At 56.2% G+C, this 26424-nt stretch carries 24 protein-coding genes, 1 pseudogene and 1 other annotated feature; of the genes and pseudogenes, 15 read left to right on the forward strand and 10 right to left on the reverse strand.

Going from position 1 to position 26424, the window contains the following annotated elements; all coding sequences use genetic code 11:
• The first annotated feature begins 137 nt into the window (after positions 1 to 137).
• Positions 138 to 236 (forward strand) — a sequence feature (Trp leader region).
• Positions 237 to 259: 23 nt separating this feature from the next.
• The 6 genes and pseudogenes from PGH32_RS08510 to PGH32_RS08535 all read left to right on the forward strand — a co-directional run bounded on the left by PGH32_RS08510 (position 260) and on the right by PGH32_RS08535 (position 7333).
• Positions 260 to 1822, forward strand: coding sequence for an anthranilate synthase component 1 (locus PGH32_RS08510; RefSeq protein ID WP_314424968.1), 1563 nt, complete (start codon positions 260 to 262; stop codon positions 1820 to 1822).
• Positions 1822 to 3414: pseudogene (gene trpD / locus PGH32_RS08515) on the forward strand (bifunctional anthranilate synthase glutamate amidotransferase component TrpG/anthranilate phosphoribosyltransferase TrpD). The gene PGH32_RS08510 and the pseudogene trpD overlap by 1 nt, the downstream one beginning before the upstream one ends.
• A 2-nt stretch (positions 3415 to 3416) precedes the next feature.
• The gene (trpCF, locus tag PGH32_RS08520) at positions 3417 to 4784 is read left to right on the forward strand and encodes a bifunctional indole-3-glycerol-phosphate synthase TrpC/phosphoribosylanthranilate isomerase TrpF (RefSeq protein ID WP_337893766.1); all 1368 of its coding nucleotides are present in this window, start codon (positions 3417 to 3419) and stop codon (positions 4782 to 4784) included.
• 87 nt (positions 4785 to 4871) lie between these two features.
• Complete coding sequence (gene trpB, locus PGH32_RS08525) at positions 4872 to 6062, forward strand: tryptophan synthase subunit beta (RefSeq protein WP_337893767.1); 1191 nt, start codon at positions 4872 to 4874, stop codon at positions 6060 to 6062.
• Positions 6062 to 6865, forward strand: coding sequence for a tryptophan synthase subunit alpha (trpA, locus tag PGH32_RS08530; protein ID WP_314424974.1), 804 nt, complete (start codon positions 6062 to 6064; stop codon positions 6863 to 6865). The genes trpB and trpA overlap by 1 nt, the downstream gene beginning before the upstream one ends.
• 153 nt (positions 6866 to 7018) lie before the next feature.
• Positions 7019 to 7333 (forward strand): BON domain-containing protein, encoded by a 315-nt coding sequence (locus PGH32_RS08535; RefSeq protein WP_314424976.1) that lies wholly within the window; start codon positions 7019 to 7021, stop codon positions 7331 to 7333.
• Positions 7334 to 7387: 54 nt separating this feature from the next.
• Here the strand turns inward: PGH32_RS08535 and ompW are convergent, their stop codons facing one another.
• On the reverse strand, positions 7388 to 8020 hold the full coding sequence (gene ompW, locus PGH32_RS08540) for an outer membrane protein OmpW (protein WP_314424978.1): 633 nt from the start codon (positions 8018 to 8020) through the stop codon (positions 7388 to 7390).
• Between the two features lie 278 nt (positions 8021 to 8298).
• Here ompW and PGH32_RS08545 point away from each other — a divergent pair, with 278 nt between their 5' ends.
• The 4 genes from PGH32_RS08545 (at position 8299) to yciA (ending at position 10531) form a co-directional block, all read left to right on the forward strand.
• Entirely contained in the window at positions 8299 to 8718 is a 420-nt protein-coding gene (locus PGH32_RS08545) for a YkgJ family cysteine cluster protein (protein ID WP_337893768.1), read from the forward strand.
• A gap of 24 nt (positions 8719 to 8742) precedes the next feature.
• Positions 8743 to 9480: a YciC family protein gene (locus tag PGH32_RS08550; protein ID WP_314424982.1), complete on the forward strand. Its 738-nt coding sequence runs from the start codon at positions 8743 to 8745 to the stop codon at positions 9478 to 9480.
• Between the two features lie 75 nt (positions 9481 to 9555).
• On the forward strand, positions 9556 to 10095 hold the full coding sequence (locus PGH32_RS08555) for a septation protein A (protein ID WP_314424984.1): 540 nt from the start codon (positions 9556 to 9558) through the stop codon (positions 10093 to 10095).
• Positions 10096 to 10108: 13 nt separating this feature from the next.
• Positions 10109 to 10531, forward strand: a complete 423-nt coding sequence (yciA, locus tag PGH32_RS08560; protein WP_314424986.1) for an acyl-CoA thioester hydrolase YciA — start codon at positions 10109 to 10111, stop codon at positions 10529 to 10531.
• A 104-nt stretch (positions 10532 to 10635) separates the two neighbouring features.
• Here yciA and tonB read toward each other — a convergent pair whose 3' ends face one another.
• Positions 10636 to 11358, reverse strand: a complete 723-nt coding sequence (tonB, locus tag PGH32_RS08565; RefSeq protein ID WP_314424987.1) for a TonB system transport protein TonB — start codon at positions 11356 to 11358, stop codon at positions 10636 to 10638.
• Between the two features lie 205 nt (positions 11359 to 11563).
• Between tonB and PGH32_RS08570 the strand changes: the two genes are divergently transcribed.
• Positions 11564 to 11860 carry a YciI family protein gene (locus tag PGH32_RS08570; RefSeq protein WP_123329542.1) on the forward strand — a complete coding sequence of 99 codons (297 nt, stop codon included), beginning with the start codon at positions 11564 to 11566 and terminating at the stop codon, positions 11858 to 11860.
• A gap of 154 nt (positions 11861 to 12014) precedes the next feature.
• Complete coding sequence (gene dsbG, locus PGH32_RS08575; protein ID WP_337893769.1) at positions 12015 to 12773, forward strand: thiol:disulfide interchange protein DsbG; 759 nt, start codon at positions 12015 to 12017, stop codon at positions 12771 to 12773.
• A gap of 70 nt (positions 12774 to 12843) precedes the next feature.
• Here dsbG and PGH32_RS08580 read toward each other — a convergent pair whose 3' ends face one another.
• Complete coding sequence (locus PGH32_RS08580) at positions 12844 to 13017, reverse strand: YciY family protein (RefSeq protein ID WP_205064414.1); 174 nt, start codon at positions 13015 to 13017, stop codon at positions 12844 to 12846.
• Between the two features lie 183 nt (positions 13018 to 13200).
• Here PGH32_RS08580 and cls point away from each other — a divergent pair, with 183 nt between their 5' ends.
• Both cls and PGH32_RS08590 read left to right on the forward strand, forming a co-directional pair.
• Complete coding sequence (cls, locus tag PGH32_RS08585) at positions 13201 to 14661, forward strand: cardiolipin synthase (protein ID WP_314424993.1); 1461 nt, start codon at positions 13201 to 13203, stop codon at positions 14659 to 14661.
• A gap of 52 nt (positions 14662 to 14713) precedes the next feature.
• Positions 14714 to 15037, forward strand: coding sequence for an HI1450 family dsDNA-mimic protein (locus tag PGH32_RS08590; RefSeq protein ID WP_314424996.1), 324 nt, complete (start codon positions 14714 to 14716; stop codon positions 15035 to 15037).
• A gap of 1 nt (position 15038) precedes the next feature.
• Here PGH32_RS08590 and PGH32_RS08595 read toward each other — a convergent pair whose 3' ends face one another.
• The 7 genes from PGH32_RS08595 to PGH32_RS08625 all read right to left on the reverse strand — a co-directional run bounded on the left by PGH32_RS08595 (position 15039) and on the right by PGH32_RS08625 (position 23120).
• Positions 15039 to 15914: an ion transporter gene (locus PGH32_RS08595; protein WP_337893770.1), complete on the reverse strand. Its 876-nt coding sequence runs from the start codon at positions 15912 to 15914 to the stop codon at positions 15039 to 15041.
• Between the two features lie 137 nt (positions 15915 to 16051).
• Positions 16052 to 17053 (reverse strand): murein tripeptide/oligopeptide ABC transporter ATP binding protein OppF, encoded by a 1002-nt coding sequence (gene oppF, locus PGH32_RS08600; protein ID WP_314425000.1) that lies wholly within the window; start codon positions 17051 to 17053, stop codon positions 16052 to 16054.
• A complete protein-coding gene (locus tag PGH32_RS08605) occupies positions 17050 to 18066 on the reverse strand; it encodes an ABC transporter ATP-binding protein (protein WP_314425002.1) in 1017 nt (338 codons plus the stop codon). Before PGH32_RS08605 ends, oppF begins: the two co-directional genes overlap by 4 nt.
• 10 nt (positions 18067 to 18076) lie before the next feature.
• Entirely contained in the window at positions 18077 to 18985 is a 909-nt protein-coding gene (oppC, locus tag PGH32_RS08610) for an oligopeptide ABC transporter permease OppC (protein ID WP_314425004.1), read from the reverse strand.
• Between the two features lie 13 nt (positions 18986 to 18998).
• The gene (oppB, locus tag PGH32_RS08615) at positions 18999 to 19919 is read right to left on the reverse strand and encodes an oligopeptide ABC transporter permease OppB (RefSeq protein ID WP_314425006.1); all 921 of its coding nucleotides are present in this window, start codon (positions 19917 to 19919) and stop codon (positions 18999 to 19001) included.
• 85 nt (positions 19920 to 20004) lie between these two features.
• On the reverse strand, positions 20005 to 21645 hold the full coding sequence (oppA, locus tag PGH32_RS08620; protein ID WP_337893771.1) for an oligopeptide ABC transporter substrate-binding protein OppA: 1641 nt from the start codon (positions 21643 to 21645) through the stop codon (positions 20005 to 20007).
• Between the two features lie 827 nt (positions 21646 to 22472).
• Positions 22473 to 23120 carry a YchE family NAAT transporter gene (locus tag PGH32_RS08625; RefSeq protein WP_123329525.1) on the reverse strand — a complete coding sequence of 216 codons (648 nt, stop codon included), beginning with the start codon at positions 23118 to 23120 and terminating at the stop codon, positions 22473 to 22475.
• 473 nt (positions 23121 to 23593) lie between these two features.
• Here PGH32_RS08625 and adhE point away from each other — a divergent pair, with 473 nt between their 5' ends.
• Positions 23594 to 26275: a bifunctional acetaldehyde-CoA/alcohol dehydrogenase gene (gene adhE, locus PGH32_RS08630; protein ID WP_337893772.1), complete on the forward strand. Its 2682-nt coding sequence runs from the start codon at positions 23594 to 23596 to the stop codon at positions 26273 to 26275.
• Positions 26276 to 26424 lie beyond the last annotated feature (149 nt).

Genomic DNA, 26424 nt, shown 5'->3' on the forward strand with positions numbered 1-26424 from the left:
GGAATATCGCAGCATGATAACGTCATTCCCGGCTAAGGGAAAAAGAGTATTGACTTTTTTTCCGCGTTCCAGTTAACTAGTACGCAAGTTCACGAGCATAAGGTATCTGTATCATGTCATATTCACTCTCTCTGATGACTGGTTGGTGGCGCACTTCTCCCTGAACGGGCGATGTCGTCGTGCACGGTTACTACGTTGTGCAGATACTCAGGCCCGCTAAAAGCGGGCTTTTTTTTGAGCAAAAAACAGAGATCAAACCATGTCGAATGCCAAACCTACAGTGAAGTTGATTACCGGCAATGCACCCTACCGTGAAGATCCGGCAGCGGTTTTCCACCAGCTTTGCGGCGCACGTTCTGAGACGCTGCTGCTGGAGTCGGCGGATGTTGACAGCAAGCGCAATCTGAAAAGCCTGCTGATTGTCGACAGCGCCCTGCGCATCAGCGCGCTGGATAAAACCGTGCAGATTCAGGCGCTGTCTGAAAACGGCCGCGCGCTGCTGACGCTGCTCGACGCGGCGCTGCCTGCATCGGTGCAGAATCACGTCCGCCCCGATGGCCGTGAACTGGTCTTTCCGCACAACACGGAAATTCAGGACGAAGACTCCAACCTGCGCGCGTTGTCGGTATTCGATGCCCTGCGCCTGATCCCGCAGCTGATTAACGTCCCGGCGGACAATCGTGAAGCGATGCTGCTCGGCGGGCTGTTCGCCTACGACCTGGTTGCCGGTTTCGAGTCGCTTCCGGCGTTAAAGAACGAACAGCGCTGCCCCGACTACTGTTTCTATCTGGCGGAAACGCTGCTGGTCATTGACCACCAGCAGCAAACCTCCCGCCTGCAGGCCAGCCTGTTTACCTCTTCCCCGGCAGAGTTTATTCGCCTGCAGAGCCGCATTGAGCAGCTGCACAGCCAGATGCTCCAGCCCGCGCCCGCGCTGCCGGTGCAGACCGTTGACGGCATGGCGCTGAGCGTCAGCCAGAGTGATGAAGACTATTGCCAGGTGGTTCGCCAGATGCAGGAAGCCATTCGCATTGGTGAAATTTTCCAGGTCGTGCCGTCACGCCGCTTCTCGCTGCCGTGCCCTTCTCCGCTGGCCGCCTACGATACGCTGAAAAACAGCAACCCCAGCCCGTATATGTTCTTTATGCAGGACCGTGATTTCAGCCTGTTCGGCGCGTCGCCGGAAAGCTCACTGAAGTACGACGCCGAAAGCCGCCAGATTGAGATCTACCCGATTGCCGGCACCCGCCCGCGCGGCCGCCATGCAGACGGTTCTCTGGACCGCGATCTCGACAGCCGTATTGAGCTGGAGATGCGCACCGACCATAAAGAGCTGGCCGAGCACCTGATGCTGGTTGACCTGGCGCGCAACGATCTGGCGCGCATCTGCGAACCGGGCAGCCGCTACGTGGCGGATCTGACCAAAGTGGACCGTTACACCTTCGTGATGCACCTGGTTTCTCGCGTCGTCGGCAAGCTGCGCGGCGATATCGATGTCCTGCACGCCTACCGCGCCTGCATGAATATGGGCACCCTGAGCGGCGCGCCGAAAGTTCGCGCCATGCAGCTGATTGCGAAAGCCGAAGGCACCCGGCGCGGCAGCTACGGCGGCGCGGTCGGCTACTTCACCGCCAGCGGCGATCTGGATACCTGCATTGTTATCCGCTCCGCGTGGGTGGAAGACGGCGTTGCCACGGTGCAGGCCGGTGCCGGCGTGGTGCTGGACTCGAACCCGCAGGCCGAAGCCGACGAAAGCCGTAATAAAGCCCGCGCCGTACTGCGTGCGATTGCCACCGCTCACCACAGCCAGGAGATTTTCTGATGGCCGATATTCTGCTGCTCGATAACTTCGACTCGTTTACCTATAACCTCGTCGATCAGTTACGCACCTTTGGCCATCACGTGGTGGTTTACCGTAACAACGTTCCTGCCGCCACGCTGATTGCGCGCCTGCAGGAGATGGAAAACCCGGTGCTGATGCTCTCACCCGGTCCGGGCGCACCGTCCGAGGCCGGCTGCATGCCGGAAATGCTCCAGCAGCTGCGCGGCCGCCTGCCGATTATCGGCATCTGCCTGGGTCACCAGGCGATTGTCGAAGCTTACGGCGGGCACGTCGGCCAGGCCGGTGAAATCCTGCACGGCAAGGCGTCCGCCATTACTCATGATAATGAAGGGATGTTCGCCGGTTTAAGCAATCCGCTGCCGGTCGCCCGCTACCACTCGCTGGTGGGCAGCAATATTCCTGACGGACTGACGGTTAACGCCACTTTCAACGGCATGGTGATGGCCGTTCGTGACGACGCACAGCGCGTCTGCGGCTTCCAGTTCCACCCTGAATCCATTCTCACCACCCAGGGGGCACGCCTGCTGGAACAAACCCTGGCCTGGGCGCTGGCGTAATCGAGGAGACGTTTGATGAACACTATTCTGGAAAAATTATTTCAGGCCGAGATCCTGACTCAGGCAGAGAGCCACCAGCTGTTCTCCGCGATTATTACCGGTCAGCTGGAACCGACTCAGCTGGCGGGCGCGCTGATTGCAATGAAGGTTCGCGGCGAGCGCCCGCAGGAAATTGCCGGGGCGGCTACCGCCCTGCTGGAAGATGCGAAAGCCTTCCCGCGCCCGGATTATGACTTTGCCGATATCGTCGGTACCGGCGGCGACGGCAGCAACAGCATTAATATCTCCACCGCCAGCGCCTTCGTGGCGGCTGCCTGTGGCTTGAAGGTGGCCAAACACGGCAACCGCAGCGTCTCCAGCAAATCAGGTTCGTCCGACCTGCTGGCGGCATTCGGCATCAGCCTGGATTTACCGGCGGAGCAGGCGCGCCAGGCGCTGGATGAACTGAACGTCTGCTTCCTGTTTGCGCCGCAGTATCACAGCGGATTCCGCCATGCGATGCCGGTACGCCAGCAGCTGAAAACCCGTACCATTTTCAACGTGCTTGGCCCGCTGATTAACCCGGCACGGCCTCCGCTGGCGGTGATTGGCGTTTACAGCCCGGAACTGGTGCTGCCGATTGCTCAGGCGCTGAAGGTCTTAGGCTATCGCCGCGCGGCGGTGGTTCACGGCGGCGGCATGGATGAAGTGGCGCTGCACAGCTTGACCCACGTGGCCGAACTGCGTGAAGGTGAGATCACCAGCTATCAGCTGACGCCGGAGGATTTTGGTCTGAGCTATCACCCGCAGGAGGCGCTGGCCGGGGGTTCACCGGAAGAAAACCGTGACATTCTGGCGCGTTTACTCCAGGGTAAAGGCGAGCTGGCTCATGAAGAAGCCGTGGCGGCTAACGTCGCCCTGTTACTGAAGATTTTTGGCCATGAAGATTTGCGACAGAACGCGCAGCAGGCGCTGGAAACCATCCGCAGCGGCCGGGCTTATCAACACGTCGTCGCACTGGCAGCAAGAGGATAATCATGCAGCAGGAAACCGTACTGAATAAGATCGTTGCGGACAAAGCCATCTGGCTTGCCGCCCGTCAGCAGCAGCAGCAGCCGCTGGCCTCGTTCCAGAATGATATCGTCCCCTCTACGCGCAGCTTTTATGATGCGCTGAGCGGCACGCGCACGGTGTTTATTCTCGAATGCAAAAAGGCCTCTCCTTCTAAAGGGCTGATCCGTGACGATTTCGACCCGGCGACCATCGCCGGGGTTTACAAGGACTATGCCTCCGCGATTTCGGTGCTGACCGACGAGAAATATTTCCAGGGCAGCTTTGATTTCCTGCCCATCGTCAGCGCGGCCGTCACCCAGCCGGTGCTGTGCAAAGATTTTATCATCGACCCGTACCAGATTTACCTCGCCCGCTTCCACCAGGCGGATGCGATCTTACTGATGCTCTCCGTGGTCAGCGATGACCAGTACCGCCAGCTTTCCGCCGTGGCGCACAGCCTGAATATGGGCGTGCTGACCGAGGTGATCAGCGATGAAGAGCTGGAGCGCGCCACCGCTCTGGGGGCGAAAGTGGTTGGAATCAACAACCGCGACCTGCGCGATCTGTCGATTGACCTCGATCGCACCCGCCGTCTGGCGCCGAAAGTGGCACACGGGGTGACGGTCATCAGCGAGTCGGGTATCAACAGCTACGCCCAGGTGCGCGAGCTGAGTCATTTTGCTAACGGCTTCCTGATCGGCTCTGCGCTGATGGAAGAGGACGACCTGGCCGCGGCGGTTCGCCGGGTGATTATCGGTGACAATAAAGTGTGCGGTCTGACCCGCCCGCAGGATGCGCAAAACGCACTGGCTGCAGGGGCCATCTATGGCGGACTGATTTTTGCCGAAGGCTCGCCGCGCCGGGTGGATCTCGCCGTTGCACGATCGGTGACTACTGCCGCCGCGCTGAAATACGTCGGCGTGTTCCGCAACCAGCCGATAAGTGACGTTGTCACCACCGCCACGGCGCTGGGGCTGACTGCGGTACAGCTGCACGGCGACGAAGACCGCCGGTACGTCAGCGAGCTGCGCGATGCGCTGCCGTCCGGTGTGCAAATCTGGAAGGCATTCAGCATTCGCGACAGCCTGCCGAACCGCGACTGGCCGCACGTTGATCGCTACGTATTCGACCACGGCAACGGCGGCAGCGGTCAGTCATTTGACTGGTCACTCCTGCAGGGGCAGACGCTAAAGAACGTGCTGCTGGCCGGCGGGCTGAGCGCCGATAACTGCGTGGAGGCCTCCCGACTCGGCTGTGCCGGGCTGGACTTTAATTCCGGGGTGGAAAGCGCGCCCGGCATTAAAGATGCCGATAAGATTGCCTCGGTATTTCAGACGTTAAAAGCCTACTGAACGGCCTGACGCTGATGCCCACCGGCAGGATAATTTTTCGTCGGGCGTGATCCACGCCCGCGCTGAGAGAACTTAAAGAGACGCGATATGACCAGATTAAACCCCTATTTTGGCGAGTTTGGCGGTATGTATGTGCCGCAGATCCTGATGCCCGCGCTGCGCCAGCTGGAAGATGCTTTTATCAGCGCCCAGAGCGATCCGGAATTCCAGGCTGAATTTACCGGCCTGCTGAAAAACTACGCCGGTCGCCCTACCGCGCTGACGCTGTGCAGCAACCTGACGAAAGGCACCAAAACCCGCCTGTACCTCAAGCGCGAAGACCTGCTGCACGGCGGCGCGCACAAAACCAACCAGGTGCTGGGCCAGGCTCTGCTGGCTAAGCGCATGGGCAAAAAAGAGATCATCGCGGAAACCGGTGCCGGCCAGCATGGCGTGGCGTCGGCGCTGGCCAGCGCCCTGCTGGGCCTCAAGTGCCGTATTTACATGGGTGCGAAGGACATTGAACGCCAGTCGCCGAACGTCTTCCGTATGCGCCTGATGGGTGCGGAAGTGATCCCGGTTCACAGCGGTTCCTCCACGCTGAAAGATGCCTGTAACGAGGCGCTGCGCGACTGGTCCGGCAGCTATGAAACCGCACACTATATGCTGGGCACCGCGGCCGGTCCGCATCCGTTCCCGACCATTGTTCGCGAATTCCAGCGCATGATCGGCGAAGAAACGAAGGCGCAGATCCTTGAGCAGGAAGGCCGCCTGCCGGATGCAGTGATTGCCTGCGTCGGCGGTGGTTCTAACGCAATTGGTATGTTTGCTGACTTTATTGATGACACCAGCGTCGGTCTGATCGGCGTTGAGCCGGCCGGGCACGGGATTGAATCCGGGGAACACGGTGCGCCGCTGAAGCATGGCCGCGTGGGCATCTATTTCGGTATGAAAGCGCCGATGATGCAGACCGAAGACGGCCAGATTGAGGAATCCTACTCGATTTCCGCCGGCCTGGACTTCCCGTCCGTCGGGCCTCAGCATGCGTATCTGAACAGCATCGGCCGCGCGGATTACGTTTCCATTACCGATGACGAAGCGCTGGACGCTTTCAAGGCCCTGTGCCGCAATGAAGGGATCATCCCGGCGCTGGAGTCGTCACACGCCCTCGCCCATGCGTTAAAAATGATCCGAGAGAACCCGGAGAAAGAACAGCTGCTGGTGGTGAACCTCTCCGGCCGCGGCGATAAAGACATATTCACCGTACATGACATTTTCAGCGCCAGGGGAGAAATCTGATGGAACGTTACGATCGTTGTTTTAAGCGCCTGGCAGAACGTAAAGAGGGTGCGTTTGTTCCTTTCGTTACGCTGGGCGATCCCACCCCGGAGCTGTCGCTGCAAATTATTGATGCGCTGGTGGCCGGGGGCGCGGATGCGCTGGAGTTAGGTATCCCGTTTTCCGATCCGCTGGCCGACGGCCCGACGATTCAGAACGCCACCCTGCGCGCCTTTGCCGCAGGCGTCACCCCGGCGCAGTGTTTCGAGATGCTGGCGACGATCCGCCAGAAATACCCGGAGCTGCCGATCGGCCTGCTGATGTACGCCAACCTGGTGTTTTCCAACGGCATCGATAATTTCTACGCCCGCTGCCAGGAAGTCGGAGTGGATTCCGTGCTGGTGGCCGATGTGCCGATTGAGGAGTCCGCTCCGTTCCGCCAGTCCGCGATGCGCCATAACGTCGCCCCGATCTTCATCTGTCCACCCAATGCAGAAGACGATCTCCTGCGTGAAATCGCCTCACACGGCCGCGGCTATACCTACCTGCTGTCCCGTGCGGGCGTTACCGGTTCAGAAACGCGCGCAAATCTGCCGCTTAAGCATCTGATCGACAAGCTGAAAGAGTACCATGCCGCCCCGCCGCTGCAGGGATTTGGTATCTCTGAAGCGTCGCAGGTTGAGGAAGCGATCGCCGCGGGTGCTGCGGGTGCGATCTCCGGCTCGGCCATCGTGAAAATCATCGAGCAGCACCACAACAACCCGTCGGTAATGCTGACGGAACTGACCGCTTTTGTCAGTAAACTGAAAGCCGGAACGCGCTAATCCCGCCTGCCCCAAAATGGTGCCTTATCGGTTGGATAAGGCATTATTTTCTTTCTCTTTTTAACAATCTGAACTTGCAGAAACATCATCCGTCACTAAGAATAAGTTATCGCCGCCTTTTCAGCGGTTTAAACCTGGACAGGGAGAAATGCAATGAAGCTGTTAAAAACACTATCAGGAATGATTGCCGCTGCCGTTGTGGTGCTGAGCGTGAGCGCCTGCGCACCGACCGCAACGCAGGAAGGAACCGGTGGCTATATTGACGACACGGTCATTACCACCAAGGTGAAGGGTGAACTGCTGCACGATCAGTCACTGAAATCGACCGCCATCAGCGTGGAAACCTTTAAGGGCCGCGTACAGCTGAGCGGATTTATCAGCTCGCCGCAGATGGCAAACCGTGCCGTAGAAATCACGCGCGGCGTGCCCGGGGTAAAATCTGTGGTTAACAATTTGCAAATTAAGTAACAGTTCAGACAACAAAAAAGGCGCGAATTTCGCGCCTTTTTTCGTTCTGCGGGCTTAGAACCGGTAGCCTGCGCCAAAGAAGAACACGAACGGGTTCACGTGAGTGTCAATACTTTGACGCGCGTCCCCGGCGCTGAAGCGAACTTTGGTATTGATATCCATGTACCACAGCGAGGCGTTAAGCATCCAGTCCGGGGTCAGCTGGTAGTCCAGGCCAACCTGACCGGCAACGCCCCAGGTATTTTTCACGCTCAGATTGCTCAGGCCCGCATCGCGGCCGGTTTCGTTGAAATCAGTATTATAGAACATGGTGTAATTCACACCCACGCCGGCATAAGGCTGCCATTTGCTGGTGTTACCCATGAAGTACCACTGCGCCATCAGCGTTGGCGGCAGCTGGTGCACGGTCGCCAGCGTGCCGGTCGAGCGCAGGCCGACTTTGTGGCGGAACGGGGTCGCACCGAGTAGCTCAATACCGATATGGTCAGTGGCCATATAGGTAAAAGTCAGCCCCAGCTGCGTGTTGTTGTTGACGTGGAATTCGCCCAGACCCAGGACGTTATCGGAACCGCCGGTAGGCCGCACGGTAGCGGAACCCACGCGCATAAAGAAATCACCTGCTTCGTGTGCCGATGCGGCAACCGGTAACAGGGTGACGACAGCCAGTGCTAATGCTCTCAGTTTCATGACCACTCCTTTTTAAAATATAAAAACGTATGTAAGCATCTGTGTCCTACTGCGAGGACTTATGCGATATCACGGACACATATTTACGCTGATTTACTGGAAAGGTCATGCGAATCATTTTTTTCATTCTTCATATAAAACAATGGCTTGATTTAGATCAATTTCCAGTCGTTGCGGCATTCGAAAAATCCGATTGACCAATTTTTGGGGAAGGCTTAATTTTCTCTTCTCCTTCTCTGTGATTTTGGTTCGAAGCCTCAGGAGGGGCGGGTAATCAGATGAGCGATACTCTTAATCCTTGCATCAGCTGCGGCGCGTGCTGCGCTTCATTTCGCGTTTCTTTTTACTGGTCAGAAGCTGAAGATGGCGGCGGCGTCGTCCCGGTTGACCTGACTGAACCGCTCAACCTTTTTATGCGCAATATGCGCGGAACCAACGATCGCGCGCCGCGCTGTGTGGCACTGCAGGGTGAGGTTGGCGGGTGTGTCTCATGCGGCATTTATGAACAACGCCCGACGCCCTGCCGGGAGTTTGATATGTCGGGGGAAAACGGCATTCTTAATGAGCGCTGTGACCGGGCGCGGGCAAAATATGGCCTTCCACCGATATTTAACCCGGTAAAACCTTCTTTAATCGAAAGTTATGTCAATCTGAGTGCCAGCACCCTACTGGAACATGTACAATCTCCGGGTCTATAAAATCGGTTTTCTCAAGGAGTGTACATGTCTATCACGGCGGCTTCGCTATACCGTGACACGGGGAATTTTTTCCGCCATCAGGTACTGACTATTGTCCTGATGGCGCTGCTGACCTCGTTTATTTCCGTGCTGATCGGTCACGGGCTGACGCCGGATGCCGATCAGATGTCGATCCTGAATGACGGTGCGGCGGGTTCAGCCTCCAGTCTGATGGAGATGGTGCAGAACATGTCACCGGAGCAGCAGCAGGTTCTCCTGCGCGCTTCAGCGGCAGGCACGTTCGCGGCGCTGGTAGGCAACACGCTGCTGCTGGGTGGCATGCTGAGCCTGATCCCGATGGCCTCGGCCGGTCAGCACGTCAGCGCCCTGCGCGCCATCGGTGCGTCGGCACCTAAACTGCCGTGGCTGCTGCTGCTGACGTTCTTAATGACGCTGGTTATTCAGCTGGGCTTTATGGTGCTGGTGGTGCCGGGCGTACTGCTGGCCATTACGCTTTCACTGTCCCCGATGCTGCTGGTGAATGAGAAGGTTGGCGTGTTTGGCGCGATGCGCGGCAGCATGCGCCTGGCCTGGGGACACATGAAACTGGTCGCCCCGGCGGTCATTTTGTGGATTGTGGCCAAGCTGATTGTGCTGCTGATGGCGTCCTCGATGACCGTACTGCCAGCAAACGTGGCCTCCGTGCTGCTGAACGGGTTGAGTAATCTGGTGTCTGCACTGCTGATTATTTACCTGTCTCGCCTATATATGTTGTTACGCTAATTAGCCATGAATGCCTCGACAGAGGCATTCAATGGATGATTTCATTAGATACTGGTCTGATATCTGGAAGCCGCTATGAAGCAGTTACTCGACTTTCTTCCCCTCGTGGTCTTTTTCGTTTTTTATAAACTGTACGATATTTTCGTCGCCTCCGGCGCGCTGATCGTGGCCTCTGCCGTTGCGCTGGCCGCGGGCTGGTTCATCTACCGCAAAGTAGAAAAAATGAGCCTGGTGACCTTTGCGCTGGTCGCGGTGTTCGGCACCTTAACCATCGCCCTGCATAACCCGGACTTCATCAAGTGGAAAGTGACGATTATTTACGGTCTGTTCACTCTCGCCCTGCTGTTCAGCCAGTGGTTTATGGAAAAACCGTTAATCCAGAGAATGCTCGGCAAAGAGATCCAGCTGCCCGAGTTCGCCTGGCGTCGTCTGAATATTGCCTGGGCGCTGTTCTTCTTCCTCTGCGGTCTGGCAAATATCTACGTGGCCTTCTGGCTGTCTCAGGACACCTGGATGAACTTCAAAGTGTTCGGCCTGAGTGCATTGACCCTGCTGTTTACCCTGCTCAGCGGCATTTACATCTACCGTTTAATGCCGCAGCAGGAAGAAAAATAACGGAAGCGAGATAATGAGCGAACAACAACGCGTACCGCAGGGCGAGATGGTGCTGCGCACCCTGGCCATGCCTGCGGATACCAACGCCAACGGTGACATTTTTGGCGGCTGGCTGATGTCTCAGATGGATATGGGCGGCGCTATTCTGGCGAAAGAGATCGCCGAAGGACGCGTGGTAACGGTCCGCGCGGACGGGATGACCTTTTTGAAACCGGTCGCCGTAGGCGATGTGGTGAGCTGCCACGCCCGCTGTATCCGCACGGGCACCAGTTCCATCACCATCAATATCGAAGTGTGGATTAAAAAGGTTTCATCAGAACCGATCGGCCAGCGCTACTGCACCACCGAAGCGGTATTCATCTACGTGGCGGTGGATCCGGAAGGCAAGCCGCGCCCGCTGCCTGCCGATAAAATCCACTTCACCGCGCAGGACTGACCTCCCCCCTGCCATCCCACGGCGAGATGTTATTCTGGCCGCACTCGCCCTCCGGCGGGCCGGTGATGTTGAGCGGACAATAAAAAAGGGCTTACGCCCTTTTTTTATTCGATGCTGCTGCCACCATTAATTTTGAACACGATGTTCATCGTTACGTCTTTGCCCGGCTTGTTCGGTTCATAACGCCATCTGCGCATCGCCTGTTTGACTTCACGCTCAAACATGTTGCGCGGCTCGGCCGAGAGAATGCGAACATTGTCTACCTGGCCGGAACTGTCGACGTCAAACTGCACGCGCACGCGGCCTTCCACGCGCAGAGCAAAGGCACGCTGAGGATAGGACGGTTTGCTCTGGTTGAGCGCGCGCGGACCGCTGGAAACGGCGGTAGAAGGAGCCTGAGACAGCTTCGGCGCGGTTGAAGGTTTAGGCGGCTGCGGAGTGGTCACCGGCTGAGCCTGACGCGTCTCCTGCGGCTTCACCTCTTTCTTCGGCTTCACCACCTCTTTCTTCACCGGCTTGGGTTTAGGCTTCGGCTTAGGTTCAGGCTTCGGAATCGGCACCGGCTCCGGTATCGGTGGCTCAGGCACGGGTTCCGGCTCCGGCTCGGGTTCCGGCTGCGGTTCAACCTGCGGCGGTACCGGTTCAGGTTCAGGCTGCACCTCAGGTGCGACCAGCGAGACGCTTATCGGCTGAGACGCCTTAGGCATATCAACCGTCTGATGAAATGAGGCATAAAGCAGAGCGGCGATAACCGAGCCATGCAGTACAACTGAAATCAGCAGAGGCAAAGGAGCGCGGCGTGGTAATGATGTTGTCAGCGTCGTCATAATCTTTCTGGTCAAAATGTGAAGCACCGAGTTTAAATGCAAATAGCAATCAGTTTCAACAACCTCTCACGGCTTATCCGCGATTTCCCGTTTAAAGTTTAACAAACTGACCTTTATCAAGGGCGAATTATCTTTTAATTGCACAAAAGTTAACGATCACTTAACGTGATGCCCGAATCTCAATCCCCGACAGGAGTGCTTAAAGGTGCTTTATGTAATTTACGCTGAAGATCACGCGGATTCTCTGGAAAAACGCACGGCGGTTCGCCCTGCACACCTCGCACGTTTGCAGCTTTTACGTGATGAAGGACGTCTGATTATTGCCGGCCCGATGCCTGCCGTAGACAGCAATGAACCGGGCGTGGCGGGCTTTACCGGCTCAACGGTGATTGCCGAGTTTTCGTCGCTGGAAGCCGCACAGTCCTGGGCGCAGGATGACCCGTACATCGCCGCCGGCGTGTATAAGCAGGTCGCCGTTAAGCCGTTCAAAAAGGTTTTCTAAAACAAGAATAAGTTTCAAAATCCGTTTTTTATATTCACACCAGTGGGCAGATCATCTTAGACAGTACGTCAAAAGGTACACAGGATTTTCTGCTCATTCATCCTCTGTTCCCGCAGCTTTTCTTCCCTCAACAATCTCTGTGCCGAGGCGATCGATGAAATCTACTTTGCTACTAGCCGCCTGCCTGCTTCCCGGTCTGGCTTATTCAGCTGATACCCTGCCGCCGGTGGTGAAAACCTTCAGCGAACAGCAGGGAATTAAGATCGTCAAAAAGATCGATGCCCCCGGTGGCGTGCAGGGCTGGGTGGGTCAGTATCAGGATATGGGCGTGACGCTGTTTCTGACGCCGGACGGGAAGCACGTTATTTCCGGTTATCTGTATGACGACAAGGGTAAAAACCTCAGCGAGGGCTACTTCCAGCAGGAAATCTACGTGCCCCTCGGGCGCGAGATGTGGAAAACGCTGAACGCGGCGCACCCCATCAAAGAAGGACCGGATTCCGCAGCCAGAAAGGTGATTGTTTTCGCCGATCCGTTCTGCCCGTACTGTAAGCAGTTCTGGTCTGCGGCGCAGCCGTGGGTGGACGCCGGAAAGGTACAGCTGAACACGCTGCTGGTCGCATTCCTCAACCCACAGAGCGGCAGATACGCCACGGCTATCCTGAACGCGGCGGACCCGGTGCAGGCGTGGAAAGAGTACGAACTGTCGGGTGGGAAAAAGCTGCCGCAGTTTGACGGCGCCACGCCGCGTGAGACGTTTAACCTGCTCCAGCGCCATCAGAAACTGATGGACGATCTCGGCGCCAGCGCCACGCCGGCCATTTATTATATGAATGATAAAAATGAGCTGCAGCAGGTGGTCGGAATGCCGGATGAGAAGCAGATGGCGGAGATGTTCGGGCCGAAGCCCTGACGACGGTTAACCTCCGCGCCACCCGGGTACAGTTTGCCCCGGGTGTCCTCCTGCGCGGGAGGCGCGGCGTTCAGAGAATCTGAGTAAGGAACAGAATCGACCGGCGCTGCTGCTGGCTGACCATATGACGGAACGAGTGCATCCGGCCGTAGCGGCGGGACTGCCCTTCTAACCAACGCGATCTGCGACGCTGAACCTGACGCATCATGCGCCAGCGCGCAACTTCATTTCTGCTCCGTTTCATTACACCCTCTGTCCGATCTCTGTGTATCACATGTCGCCAAAAAACTCGCGCAGCATTATAGATCTTTCTGCCCATCAACCAGGTCCGATGACTTTGCCGCTGAAAATTTCCTTAAAGGTTTCCAGAGCTGCCATCAGCACGTAAACTTCCTCTTAACTCGAGCGTGAACAGGATTTCCACTTAATGACCACTTTTTACACCGTGATGAGCTGGCTGCTGGTTTTTGGATACTGGTTACTGATTGCCAGCGTGACGCTGCGCATCCTGATGAAACGGCGCGCGGTGCCGTCGGCGATGGCCTGGCTGTTAATTATCTATATCCTGCCGCTGGTCGGGATTATTGCCTACCTCTCATTTGGTGAACTGCATCTTGGCAAGCGCCGCGCCGAGCGCGCACGGACAATGTGGCCGTCCACCGCCCGCTGGCTCAAGGATTTGAAGTCCAGTCAGCATATTTTTGCCGACGGCAACAGCGACGTTGCGCGTTCGCTGTTCCAGCTGTGTGAAAACCGTCAGGGCATCGCCGGGGTGAAGGGAAACCAGCTTCAGCTGCTCACCAGCAGCGACGACACCATGAAAGCGCTGATCCGCGATATCCAGCTGGCCCGCCACAATATCGAGATGGTGTTTTATATCTGGCAGCCCGGCGGCATGGCGGACGAGGTGGCAGAATCACTGATGGCCGCCGCCCGACGCGGCGTTCACTGCCGGCTGATGCTGGATTCCGCCGGCAGCGTGGCCTTTTTCCGCAGCCCCTGGGTGGCCATGATGCGCAATGCCGGGATCGATGTGGTCGAAGCGCTCAAGGTCAGCCTGCTGCGCGTGTTCCTGCGCCGTATGGATCTGCGGCAGCATCGCAAGGTGGTGCTGATTGATAACTATATTGCCTACACCGGCAGCATGAACCTCGTCGATCCCCGCTTCTTCAAACAGGATGCCGGGGTCGGTCAGTGGGTGGATTTAATGGCGCGCATGGAGGGACCGGTGGCGACAACCATGGGCATCGTTTACTCCTGCGACTGGGAAATTGAAACCGGGAAGCGCATTCTGCCGCCGCCGCCGGACGGCAACATCATGCCCTTTGAGCAGGAAAGCGGCCACACCATACAGGTGATCGCCTCCGGCCCGGGTTTCCCGGAAGATATGATCCATCAGGCGCTGCTGACCGCCGTGTATTCCGCACGCGAGCAGCTGGTGATGACCACGCCCTACCTGGTGCCCAGCGACGACCTGCTGCACGCAATCTGTACCGCCGCGTTTCGCGGCGTTGACGTCAGCATCATCGTTCCGCGCCACAACGATTCCATGCTGGTCGGCTGGGCGAGCCGCTCCTTCTTCAGCGAACTGCTCGAAGCCGGCGTCAAAATCTACCAGTTTGAAGGCGGCCTGTTACACACCAAGAGCGTGCTGGTCGACGGTCAGCTCAGCCTGGTGGGGACGGTGAATCTGGATATGCGCAGCCTGTGGCTGAACTTCGAGATCACCCTGGTGATTGATGATGACGGCTTCGGCGGCGATCTGGCCCGCGTTCAGGACGATTATATCGCCCGGTCCCGTCTGGTTGATGCACAGCGCTGGTCGCGCCGTGCTTACTGGAAGCGTATCGTTGAACGACTGTTTTACTTCTTTAGTCCATTGCTGTAAAACGAGCGGAATTAACCAGATAACATCGCCCGTCGGCGGAACAGGAAACAGTATGGATTTGAACAATCGTCTTACCGAAGATGAAACGCTGGAACAGGCTTACGATATTTTTCTTGAGCTGGCCGTGGATAATCTCGACCCGGCTGATGTGATTTTATTTAACCTGCAGTTTGAAGAGCGCGGTGGCGCCGAACTGTACGATCCTTCAGAAGACTGGGCCGAGCACGTCGATTTCGACCTTAACCCGGATTTCTTCTCCGAGGTGGTTATCGGTCTGGGCGATGCGGACGGCGAGCCGATTACCGACGTCTTCGCACGCGTGCTGCTCTGCCGCGAGAAAGACCACAAGCTCTGCCATATTCTGTGGAAAGAGTAGGCTAATCCTCTGGCCCGGACGATCCACCGGGCCGGTTGTGTTCAGACTCGGGCAGTGCCGAACCGCAGCTTTTACAGAAGTGCGCACTCATCTCGTGGCGGGTATCTTTGCAGCGGTGACACATTCGCTGATGCCGGCGGCGCTGCATTGCATCAGACATATAGGAACTCATCACGCCGGTCGGGATGGCGATCAGTGAATACCCCAGCAGGATCAGTATCGTTGACAGGATGCGCCCCAGCGCCGTATGCGGGGTGATATCGCCGTATCCTACCGTCGTCAGCGTGACCGTTGCCCAGTACACTGAAACCGGCAGGCTGGTAAATCCGTGTTCCGGCCCCTCAATGACGTACATCAGCCCGCCAAACAGACAGATTAAAATCATCAACACGCCAAAAAAAAGCAGCAGCTTTTTGCGCGCGCTGTACAGGCTGTCCCACATCACGCTCGCAGAGCCAATGTAGCGCAGCACCTTGACTAAACGCAGCAGGCGCAGCACCCGCAGCAGGCGGATCGCCATCATGAACTGCAGGGCCATGTCGGGCCACAGAAAGTAAATGTAGAGCGGCAGCACGGTCACCAGATCGACGATGCCAAAAAAGCTGAAGGCGTAGCGTAATGGACGGGGATCGGTCGTCAGCCTGAGCAAATACTCAACGGAAAAAATCAGGGTGAAGACGTATTCCAGCAGCAGGTAAACGGTCGCGGTTGAAGGGGACGTCTGCATGGCACCGGGCAACCCGGATTCAACAAACACCAGGGCGACGCTGAGCAGCGATGCCAGGATCCAAAACATTTCCAATAAATGCCCGCTTCGGGTGCGGGTGTCAAAAAGGAAGGCGTAAAGCCTGGCGCGCTTATTTTTTTGGTTGTGCATCGCATCTCTCCGGGGCAATCCATTGCAACGGGCTATTTTCAGAGGAGGCGATGACTAAGATCAAGCGTTACCCGAGGGGCGAAAAAAAACCCGCATTGAATGTCCAAAGCGGGCCTGATAACGGTCATTCCGACTGATTACATGGGATCAACCTTGAGGCAGGACACCGCGTGGCGGAAACTCCCCTCCAGCAGCGGCCGGGTTTTGGCGCACTCCGGCCCGGCGATCGGGCAACGCGTGCGGAAAACGCAGCCCGAAGGCGGGTTAATCGGCGACGGCAGCTCGCCGTCCAGCAGCTGGATGACCTTGTTCTTCTCCAGATCGGGGTCGGGGATCGGCACGGCGGACATCAGCGCACGGGTGTAGGGGTGCTGCGGATTCTGGTAAACCTGGTCGTAGGTGCCCAGCTCCACCGCGTGGCCCAGATACATCACCAGCACGCGGTCGGAAATGTGCTTCACCACCGCCAGATCGTGGGCAATAAAAATCAGCGACAGGCCCATTTCGCGCTGCAGTTTCTGCAGCAGGTTAACCACCTGCGCCTGGATAGACACATCCAGCGCGGAAACCGGCTCGTCACAGATAATCAGTTTCGGTTCCAGGATCAGCGCCCGGGCAATGCCGATGCGCTGACACTGCCCGCCCGAAAACTCATGCGGGTAGCGGTTGATCAGGTTAGGCAACAGCCCGACCTTCAGCATCATCGCTTTGACACGCTCTTTAATTTCCAGCCGCGGCATTTTCGGATGATAGGTGCGCAGCGGCTCGGCGATAATTTCGCCGATGGTCATGCGCGGATTCAACGACGCCAGCGGATCCTGGAATATCATCTGAATGTCGCTGCGCGCTGCACGCCACTCGTCGGCCGTCTGGCCCAACAGGTCACGCCCCAGCCACGCCACGCGGCCCTCGGTGGCTTTCACCAGTCCGATAATTGCCCGGGCAAGCGTCGACTTACCGCAGCCGGACTCACCCACCACGCCGAGCGTTTCGCCCTCGTACAGCCGCAGGCTGACGCCATCCACCGCCTTCAGCGTTTTCGGCGGCTGCCAGAACCACTGACGGCCGTCTTTAATGTCAAAATGAACTTTCAGGTCGGCAATTTCCAGCAGAACCTTTTTATCAGCAACCGTTGTCATACCAGCTCCTCCACCGGTTTGAAGCAGGCGCGCAGGCGTCCTTCACCAAATCCTGCCAGCGGAGGGGCCGTGCTGCAGATTTCCATCGCATGCGGGCAGCGGGGCTGGAACGGGCAGCCTTTTGGCAGACGCAGCAGATTGGGCGGATTACCGGGAATGGTCATCAGCGTATCGCCCTCTTCCCCGTCCAGACGCGGCACCGCGTTGAGCAGGCCAATCGAATACGGATGGGAAGGATGGTAAAACACGTCGCGCGCGTTGCCATACTCCATGGTACGCCCGGCATACATCACCAGCACCCGATCGCAGATCCCGGCGACGACGCCGAGATCGTGGGTGATCATAATAATGGCGGTGTTAAACTCCCGCTTCAGATCGTTCAGCAGGGTCATGATCTGCGCCTGAACGGTCACGTCCAGCGCCGTGGTTGGTTCGTCGGCGATCAGCAATTTTGGCCGGCACAGCAGCGCCATGGCAATCATCACGCGCTGGCGCATCCCGCCGGAAAACTCATGCGGGAACATTTTCATGCGCTTGCGGGCTTCCGGCATTTTGACCGCGTCCAGCATACGCACCGACTCCTCGAAGGCCTGAGCGCTGCTCATGCCTTTGTGCAGCTGCAGCACTTCCATCAGCTGTTCGCCTACGCGCATGTAGGGATTCAGCGAGGTCATCGGATCCTGGAATATCATCGCAATCTGTTCGGCGCGCAGCCGGTTCAGCTTGTTCTCCGGCAGATTGAGGATCTCATTGCCGTTAAAACGTGCCGAGCCGCCGATCCGGCCATTGCTGGCCAGCAGCCCCATCAGGGCAAAGGCGGTCTGCGACTTGCCGGATCCGGACTCGCCGACGATACCCAGGGTTTCTCCCGCACGCAGCGAGAAATTAAGGTCGTTAACCGCCGTGACGTCGCCGTCCGGGGTGTTAAAGGTCACCCGCAGATCTTTTACGTCCAGCAGTGCCCCGCTCTGTTGACTCTGTGTTCTGACCGTTTCCAGTTCAATTACGCTCATCGTTATCTCCTTAGCGGTCTTTCGGGTCGAGGGCGTCACGCAGGCCATCGCCGATAAAGTTGAAACAGAACAGGGTGATCACCAGAAAACCCGCCGGATAAAGCAGCAGCCACGGCGAAACTTCCATGGAGTTGGCGCCGTCGCTCAGCAACGCGCCCCAGCTGCTCAGCGGCTCCTGGGTACCCAGACCGAGGAAGCTGAGGAACGATTCGAACAGGATCATGCTCGGTACCAGCAGCGAGGCATACACCACCACCACGCCCAGCACGTTCGGTACGATATGACGCAGTACGATGCTCATGGTGGAGACACCCCCGACCTGGGCCGCTTCAATAAACTCTTTGCGCTTCAGGCTGAGGGTCTGGCCGCGAACGATACGGGCCATATCCAGCCAGGAAACCATGCCGATGGCGACGAAGATCAGCAAAATATTCTGACCAAACAGGGTGACCAGCAGAATAACGAAGAACATAAACGGGAAGGAGTTGAGGATTTCCAGCAGGCGCATCATCACCGAATCGGTTTTGCCGCCAAGATAGCCCGCCAGGGTGCCGTACAGCGTACCCACCACCACCGCCACCAGCGCGGCCGCGATACCGACCATCAGGGAAATACGCCCGCCAATCGCCACACGCACCAGCAGATCGCGCCCCGACGAATCGGTGCCGAAATAGTGCCCGCTGCTGAACTCCGGCGCGGCGGACATCATCGCCCAGTCGGTGTCATCGTAGGTAAACGGTGACAGCATTGGCGCGAAGGTGACGAACAGCGCGATCAGCACCAGGACAAACAGACTGGCCACCGCCGCGCGGTTATGGATGAAGCGGCGACGGGCATCCTGCCACAGGCTGCGCCCTTCGATTTCCAGCTTTTCAGTGAAATTGTCCAGAGCTTCGCTGTTTTTCTTACTTAAAATCATGTTCAGCTCCTGCTCAATAACGAATTTTCGGATCGATCACGGCATACAGCACGTCAACAATCGCATTAAACAGAATCGTCAGTGCCCCAACCAGGATGGTCAGGCTCAGCACCAGCGAGTAGTCACGGTTCAGCGCGCCGTTAACGAACAGCTGACCGATACCCGGCAGACCGTAGATGGTTTCAATGACCATCGAACCGGTAATGATGCCGACGAAGGCGGGACCAAGGTAGGAAAGCACCGGCAGCAGCGCGGGCTTGAGCGCGTGGCGCAGAATAATGCGCCGCATCGGCAGCCCTTTGGCGCGGGCGGTGCGGATAAAGTTAGAGTGGAGAACTTCAATCATCGAGCCGCGGGTGATACGGGCGATACTGGCAATATACGCCAGCGACAGCGCCACCATCGGCAGGATCATGTACTGCAGCGCCCCGCCGTTCCAGCCGCCGCCCGGTAGCCATTTCAGGGTAATGGAGAACAGCAATACCAGCAGCGGGGCCACCACGAAGCTGGGGATAACGATACCGGTCATCGCCACCCCCATCACCGCATAATCCCACTTTGTGTTCTGCCTGAGCGCCGCAATCACCCCGGCGGTGACGCCGAAGACCAGCGCCAGCAGAAACGCGGCGGCACCCAGCTTGGCCGAAACCGGGAAGGAAGAGGCAACGAGGTCGTTCACCGTATAGTCTTTGTATTTAAATGACGGACCGAAATCACCGTGCGCCAGCTGACCCAGGTAGTTGAGATACTGCTTCCACATCGGGTCGTTGAGGTGATATTTGGCTTCGATATTCGCCATGACTTCCGGCGTTAATGCGCGCTCGCCGGTAAACGGGCTGCCGGGAGCCAGGCGCATCATAAAGAATGAGATAGTAATCAAAATAAACAGCGTTGGTATCGCTTCAAGGAAGCGACGGAAGATAAATTTTAACATTGCCCGTACCTGCTGGCTTTAAGCCGCAGAGGCGAACCTCTGCGGTGACATTGCTTTAAATGGGCAGCAGAGCTGCCCGTTGTACTTAATGTTTAATAATGTAGAGATCTTTATCGTGGCTGTTATCCAGCGGGTCTTTACCGGTATAGCCGCCGACATAAGGCTTCACTAACCGCAGATTTTTATAATAATAGACCGGCACAATCGCGGAGTCGGCGTCGAGGATTTTTTCCGCCTGGGCGTAAACTTCAGCACGCTTGCCTTCATCTCCAGCAGCCAGAGCCTGCGCCATCGCCTTATCAAATTCCGGATTTTTATAATGTGAGGTGTTGTTACTGCTGTCAGACAGCATGGTATTCAGGAAGCTGGTAGGTTCATTATAGTCCGCGCACCAGGCCGCGCGCGCCACGTCGAACGTGCCCTGATGGCGGGTATCCAGGAAGGTTTTCCACTCCTGGTTCTGCAGCTTCACGTTAACGCCCAGGTTCTTCTTCCAGATAGACGCTGCGGCAATTGCCAGCTTCTTATGCAGGTCGGAGGTGTTGTACAGCAGGTCGAAGGTCAGCGGTTTATCCGCGGTGTAGCCCGCTTCAGCCAGCAGCTTTTTCGCTTCTTCATTCCGTTTTTCCTGCGACCAGCCGAACCACTCCGGCGGCGTCAGCTTAATGCCATCGGTAAACGGCGGCGTATAGCTGTAGGCCGGGTCTTCATCCTGCGCCTTGACCTTATTCACTATGATGTCGCGATCCAGACCCAGTTTCAGTGCGGCACGCACGCGAGGATCGTTAAACGGCGGCTTCTGGTTGTTAATTTCGTAGTAATAGGTGCAGAGGTATGGATCGGCGTGAATTTCACCCGGGATCTCTTTTTTCAGCTTCTGATACAGCTCAATCGGCAGGTAGTTATAGGTCATATCGCTGCCGCCGCTGCGGTAGCGGTTGGTGTCGGTGACTTCTGAAGAGATCGGCAGGAAGGTGACCTGATTCAGAATGGTATGCGCGTTATCCCAGTACTGCGGGTTGCGCTCCACGACGATACGCTCGTTGACCACCCACTCTTTCAGCTTAAATGCGCCGTTGCCCACAAAGTTAGCGGGCTGGGTCCACTTATCACCAAATTTTTCCACCACCGGCTTGTACACCGGGGACATGGACGGGTGAATCAGCAGCTTGTAGAAATAAGGCACCGCGTCGCTGAGGGTCACTTCCAGCGTGTGGTCGTCGATGGCTTTTACGCCCAGGGTATCGGCAGGTTTTTTGCCGTCAATGATTTCATCCACGTTGAGCAGATGACCGTACTGCAGGTAGCTGGCATAAGGGGATGCGGTTTTCGGGTCGGCCAGACGCTGCCAGCTGTACACGAAGTCCTGAGCGGTAACCGGCTCGCCGTTTGACCATTTGGCAGTGTTGCGCAGGTGGAAGACCCACACTTTTCCGCCCTCTTTGCTCTCCCATTTTTCCGCCACGCCGGGGATAATTTTGCCATCCGCATCGTTAATGACCAGACCTTCCAGAACGTCACGGTTCACGTTTGATTCCGGCACCCCTTCAATCTTATGCGGGTCAAGGGATTGCAGTTCAGCACCGTTCCCCCGGATCAGCTCCTGTTTATCGGCCAGCTGCACGCCGGCAGGCACATTCGCCGCCAGGGCGGTATTGATGGTTAGCGAACCCATAGCCGCCATGACGCCCAGGGCGATGAGATTTTTCTTCGTGATGTTGGTCATTATTTACCTACTCCAGTTTTTAATATTACCTGCGGATCTTCGGCCCGCGGCGATAGCCCTGTATACGGGAAACCTTGCCAAATGGCGGAACGACGCCTTTGGTTTGTTGATAAATCGGTACGGCTTTCTGCTACCGCATTGCAGAGCACCCCTGCGTTACCGCTCAGCCTGTCGGGCTAATGCTCAGAACATCACATTGGCAATCTGCTGCTGTTCAGTTAAACCCTGCTGCCATCCCTCAAAGTTACGGCGTAATACACTGCACATCCGGTGCCAGTTTTGCCGGGTCACCTGAAAAATTATCAGAAGGGGTAGGTTTGCGCTAAAGCTAAATAGCAAAAATGTTAACCATTTCTACTTTATCATGATAAATCTCAGGGGTAATGAGTTATTACACATCGATAAATAACGCATAACGAATTGATTTTAATGGATAAAGTAACCACAAGCGCTAAATCGGGCGATAAAACAATCAGCGACGATAAAAATCCATTTTATGTCGCAAAAAAGCACCACAACAGCAACAAATACTGCTGCAAATCGTCACCACGGCAGTACATATGGCTGGATTTATAACGTCCGGATGGTGATATGTCGGTGTTAAAATAATCACACCGATCTCATCTGCAACAGGTTGCAAACTCGTTTGCAGTAATTACATTAATAATCAGGATGACAAAGTAAGTTTAATGAATAAATGCCGTAAAATGAGGCATTAAAAAGTTGAAATGCACCGAACTGGTGCAATGCAGCTCTCGCAGACGTAAAAAAAGCGCACAATGTGCGCCTTTCGGTTTTTATTTCAGAATGAAATCATCGCTGACGTTTCAGCCGGTTAACCCTGGAAACAGCGAGCGGATGCCGGTGACCACAAACTCAATCCCCAGCGCCATCAACAGCAGCCCCATAATTCGCGTCACCACGTTGATGCCCGTCTGGCCCAGCACCCGAACCATAATCGGTGCCGCGCGGAACAACAGCCAGCAGCAGAAGGCGAACAGCGCGATAGCCAGTGAAAAACCCAGCAGGTTTTGCCAGCTGTGATAGCGGGTGCTCCAGACGATGGTGGAGCTGATGGCCCCCGGCCCGGCCATCAGCGGCAGCGCCAGCGGCACCACGCCGATGCTTTCGCGGTTTGCAGTCTCAGATTTTTCCTGCTTATTCTGCTTATCCTCCCCCAGCTTCCCGCTGATCATCGACATGGCGATGGTCACCACCAGGATCCCGCCCGCAATGCGGAACGAGTCAATGGAAATACCGAAAATATGCAGAATACCGTCGCCTAAAAACAGCGCGGTCCACAGGATAATCGCCACCGAGACGTTGGCCGTCAGGTTGGTTTTATTCCTGGCGGCAGCCACCTGGTAACTGGTCATGCTGATAAAGACCGGGATAATGCCAATCGGGTTGACCAGTGCAAACAGGCCGACAAAGAATTTGATATAACCTGAAAGATCTAAAAGTGCTGAATTCACCCTGCTCTCCTGTGGGCGTCATGATGGCGCTAATGTAATGGAAATCATCAGCACTGACCATCCTGCCCGGCGCCATAATCACCTTGTTTTCTCACCGGAACAGATGCAATAACTCCGTTGTTATCGGAATGTTTAGCACATCATCTCATTGTTAAACTCCCTCACGAGTTGATGCGTATAAGTTGAGCAAAAGCCGGATTTCACACAAGCTGAAAGGTGTCAGCTTCATTAAAAGATGATCTAAATCATTATTTCACTTCGCTACTCCCGTTATGCTCAATGACATCAGAAGGAGCTGATAACGTACCGAAAGTGACAATGGGTTTCAGGATGCATTGAGACTCTGTCAGTAAACCATTAGAACGTTTTTCGCTTTTTCGCAAGCCCGCGTCCGGCAGCTGCAGCGTCGATGGCTATACTTGCATGTTCTGACTTGTTTACTAATAGAGTTTAACTTCCTCAGGAGAGCATTTATGGCCGTTACTAATGTTGCTGAACTTAACGCACTGGTTGAACGTGTAAAAAAAGCACAGCGCGAATACGCCAATTTCACTCAAGAACAAGTAGACAAAATCTTCCGCGCTGCCGCTCTGGCCGCTGCAGATGCCCGTATCCCGCTGGCTAAAATGGCCGTTGCGGAGTCCGGTATGGGTATCGTGGAAGACAAAGTGATTAAAAACCACTTCGCTTCCGAATATATCTATAACGCCTACAAAGATGAAAAAACCTGCGGGGTTCTGGCCACCGATGATACTTTCGGCACCATTACCATCGCTGAACCTATCGGCATCATCTGCGGTATCGTACCGACCACCAACCCAACTTCAACCGCAATTTTCAAAGCATTGATCAGCCTGAAAACCCGCAACGGGATTATCTTCTCCCCGCATCCCCGTGCGAAAGACGCCACCAATAAAGCCGCTGACATCGTGCTGCAGGCTGCAATTGCCGCCGGTGCTCCTAAAGATATTATCGGCTGGATCGACGCTCCTTCCGTTGATTTGTCTAACCAGCTGATGCATCACCCGGATATCAACCTGATCCTCGCCACCGGCGGCCCGGGCATGGTGAAAGCCGCCTACAGCTCCGGTAAACCAGCCATCGGCGTGGGTGCCGGCAATACCCCGGTCGTGGTCGATGAAACCGCCGATATCAAACGTGCCGTGGCATCCATTCTGATGTCGAAAACCTTTGATAACGGCGTTATCTGCGCCTCTGAGCAGTCGGTTATCGTCGTTGACAGCGTTTACGATGCGGTTCGCGAGCGTTTTGCCAGCCACGGGGGCTACCTGCTGCAGGGTAAAGAGCTTAAGGCCGTGCAGGACATGATCCTGAAAAACGGCGCGCTTAACGCGGCAATTGTGGGCCAGCCTGCGGTGAAAATTGCCGAGATGGCCGGATTAACCGTACCCGCCAGCACCAAAATTCTGATTGGTGAAGTGAAACTGGTCGACGAATCCGAACCGTTTGCCCACGAGAAGCTGTCACCGACGCTGGCCATGTACCGGGCTAAAGACTTCGCTGATGCGGTAGATAAAGCCGAGAAGCTGGTCGCCATGGGCGGCATTGGCCACACCTCCTGTCTGTACACCGACCAGGACAATCAGTCAGAACGCGTCAGCTACTTTGGCGATAAAATGAAAACGGCACGTATTCTGATTAACACGCCGGCTTCACAGGGCGGTATTGGTGACCTGTATAACTTTAAACTGGCCCCGTCGCTCACGCTGGGCTGTGGCTCATGGGGAGGTAACTCCATTTCTGAAAACGTCGGACCTAAACATCTGATTAACAAGAAAACCGTGGCTAAGCGAGCTGAAAATATGTTGTGGCATAAACTTCCTAAGTCTATCTACTTCCGTCGCGGTTCGCTGCCTATCGCGCTGGAAGAAGTGGCCACCGACGGCTACAAACGCGCGTTTATCGTCACCGACCGCTTCCTGTTCAATAACGGCTATGCCGACCAGATCATCCGCGTGCTGAAGTCCCACGGCGTGGAAACCGACGTGTTCTTTGAAGTTGAAGCTGACCCAACGCTGAGCATCGTGCGTAAAGGCGCTGAGAAGATGAACTCCTTCAAGCCGGACGTGATTATTGCCCTGGGCGGCGGTTCACCGATGGATGCAGCGAAGATTATGTGGGTGATGTACGAGCATCCGGAAACCCACTTTGAAGAGCTGGCGCTGCGCTTTATGGATATCCGTAAACGCATCTACAAGTTCCCGAAAATGGGCGTGAAGGCCAAAATGGTCGCCATTACGACCACCTCCGGTACCGGTTCCGAAGTCACGCCGTTCGCCGTGGTGACCGATGATGCCACCGGGCAGAAATACCCGCTGGCGGACTATGCCCTTACCCCGGATATGGCGATTGTTGACGCCAACCTGGTGATGGACATGCCGAAATCACTCTGCGCCTTCGGTGGACTGGATGCCGTGACCCACTCTCTGGAAGCGTATGTCTCAGTGATGGCGAACGAATTCTCGGACGGCCAGGCACTGCAGGCGCTGAAGCTGCTGCAGGAAAACCTGCCGGCCAGCTATCGCGACGGGGCTAAAAATCCGGTGGCGCGTGAACGCGTTCACAATGCCGCCACCATCGCCGGTATCGCCTTTGCCAACGCCTTCCTTGGGGTGTGTCACTCAATGGCGCACAAGCTGGGCTCTGAGTTCCACATTCCACACGGCCTGGCCAATGCGCTGCTGATTTGTAACGTGATTCGCTACAACGCGAACGACAACCCGACCAAGCAGACGGCCTTCAGTCAGTACGACCGTCCGCAGGCACGCCGTCGCTACGCTGAAATTGCCGACCATCTGGGCCTCAGCGCACCGGGCGACCGTACCGCGCAGAAAATTGAGAAACTGCTGGGCTGGCTGGAAGAGATGAAAGCCGCATTGGGCATCCCTAAATCCATTCGTGAGGCAGGCGTTCAGGAAGCCGATTTCCTGGCGAAAGTGGATAAACTGGCCGAAGATGCCTTCGATGACCAGTGTACCGGTGCGAACCCGCGCTATCCGCTGATTGCCGAACTTAAGCACATCATGATGGATACCTTCTACGGCCGCGCATTCAGCGAGTCTGATGAAGGGGTGATTGCTGAAGCGGCTCCGGAAGCCGAAATCAGGAAATTTGAGAAACGCGCAAAGAAATAACATCTACGCTGTAGAATTCTCAATGCCGTAGAAAGCAATGCCGGTTACTTAAGGTGACCGGCATTATTTTTAGCCGTAACAAACGTTTTTTTGTACAGATCGGTTAGCCTGCCTTAACTTCCTTCAGCCAACGTACTGACGCAGTGATT

This window comes from Erwinia sp. SLM-02 (genome assembly GCF_037450285.1).
Taxonomy (GTDB): Bacteria; Pseudomonadota; Gammaproteobacteria; order Enterobacterales; family Enterobacteriaceae; genus Erwinia.

Coding starts and splice junctions, on each gene's coding strand:
- PGH32_RS08555 (WP_314424984.1), top strand. CDS start 9,556: ATGAAGCAGTTACTCGACTTTCTTCCCCTCGTGGTCTTTTTCGTTTTT.
- cls (WP_314424993.1), top strand. CDS start 13,201: ATGACCACTTTTTACACCGTGATGAGCTGGCTGCTGGTTTTTGGATAC.
- PGH32_RS08595 (WP_337893770.1), bottom strand. CDS start 15,914: ATGCACAACCAAAAAAATAAGCGCGCCAGGCTTTACGCCTTCCTTTTT.
- PGH32_RS08510 (WP_314424968.1), top strand. CDS start 260: ATGTCGAATGCCAAACCTACAGTGAAGTTGATTACCGGCAATGCACCC.
- tonB (WP_314424987.1), bottom strand. CDS start 11,358: ATGACGACGCTGACAACATCATTACCACGCCGCGCTCCTTTGCCTCTG.
- adhE (WP_337893772.1), top strand. CDS start 23,594: ATGGCCGTTACTAATGTTGCTGAACTTAACGCACTGGTTGAACGTGTA.
- dsbG (WP_337893769.1), top strand. CDS start 12,015: ATGAAATCTACTTTGCTACTAGCCGCCTGCCTGCTTCCCGGTCTGGCT.
- PGH32_RS08550 (WP_314424982.1), top strand. CDS start 8,743: ATGTCTATCACGGCGGCTTCGCTATACCGTGACACGGGGAATTTTTTC.
- PGH32_RS08535 (WP_314424976.1), top strand. CDS start 7,019: ATGAAGCTGTTAAAAACACTATCAGGAATGATTGCCGCTGCCGTTGTG.
- oppC (WP_314425004.1), bottom strand. CDS start 18,985: ATGATTTTAAGTAAGAAAAACAGCGAAGCTCTGGACAATTTCACTGAA.
- ompW (WP_314424978.1), bottom strand. CDS start 8,020: ATGAAACTGAGAGCATTAGCACTGGCTGTCGTCACCCTGTTACCGGTT.
- trpA (WP_314424974.1), top strand. CDS start 6,062: ATGGAACGTTACGATCGTTGTTTTAAGCGCCTGGCAGAACGTAAAGAG.
- PGH32_RS08605 (WP_314425002.1), bottom strand. CDS start 18,066: ATGAGCGTAATTGAACTGGAAACGGTCAGAACACAGAGTCAACAGAGC.
- yciA (WP_314424986.1), top strand. CDS start 10,109: ATGAGCGAACAACAACGCGTACCGCAGGGCGAGATGGTGCTGCGCACC.
- oppA (WP_337893771.1), bottom strand. CDS start 21,645: ATGACCAACATCACGAAGAAAAATCTCATCGCCCTGGGCGTCATGGCG.
- trpCF (WP_337893766.1), top strand. CDS start 3,417: ATGCAGCAGGAAACCGTACTGAATAAGATCGTTGCGGACAAAGCCATC.
- PGH32_RS08580 (WP_205064414.1), bottom strand. CDS start 13,017: ATGAAACGGAGCAGAAATGAAGTTGCGCGCTGGCGCATGATGCGTCAG.
- PGH32_RS08545 (WP_337893768.1), top strand. CDS start 8,299: ATGAGCGATACTCTTAATCCTTGCATCAGCTGCGGCGCGTGCTGCGCT.
- oppF (WP_314425000.1), bottom strand. CDS start 17,053: ATGACAACGGTTGCTGATAAAAAGGTTCTGCTGGAAATTGCCGACCTG.
- PGH32_RS08590 (WP_314424996.1), top strand. CDS start 14,714: ATGGATTTGAACAATCGTCTTACCGAAGATGAAACGCTGGAACAGGCT.
- trpB (WP_337893767.1), top strand. CDS start 4,872: ATGACCAGATTAAACCCCTATTTTGGCGAGTTTGGCGGTATGTATGTG.
- oppB (WP_314425006.1), bottom strand. CDS start 19,919: ATGTTAAAATTTATCTTCCGTCGCTTCCTTGAAGCGATACCAACGCTG.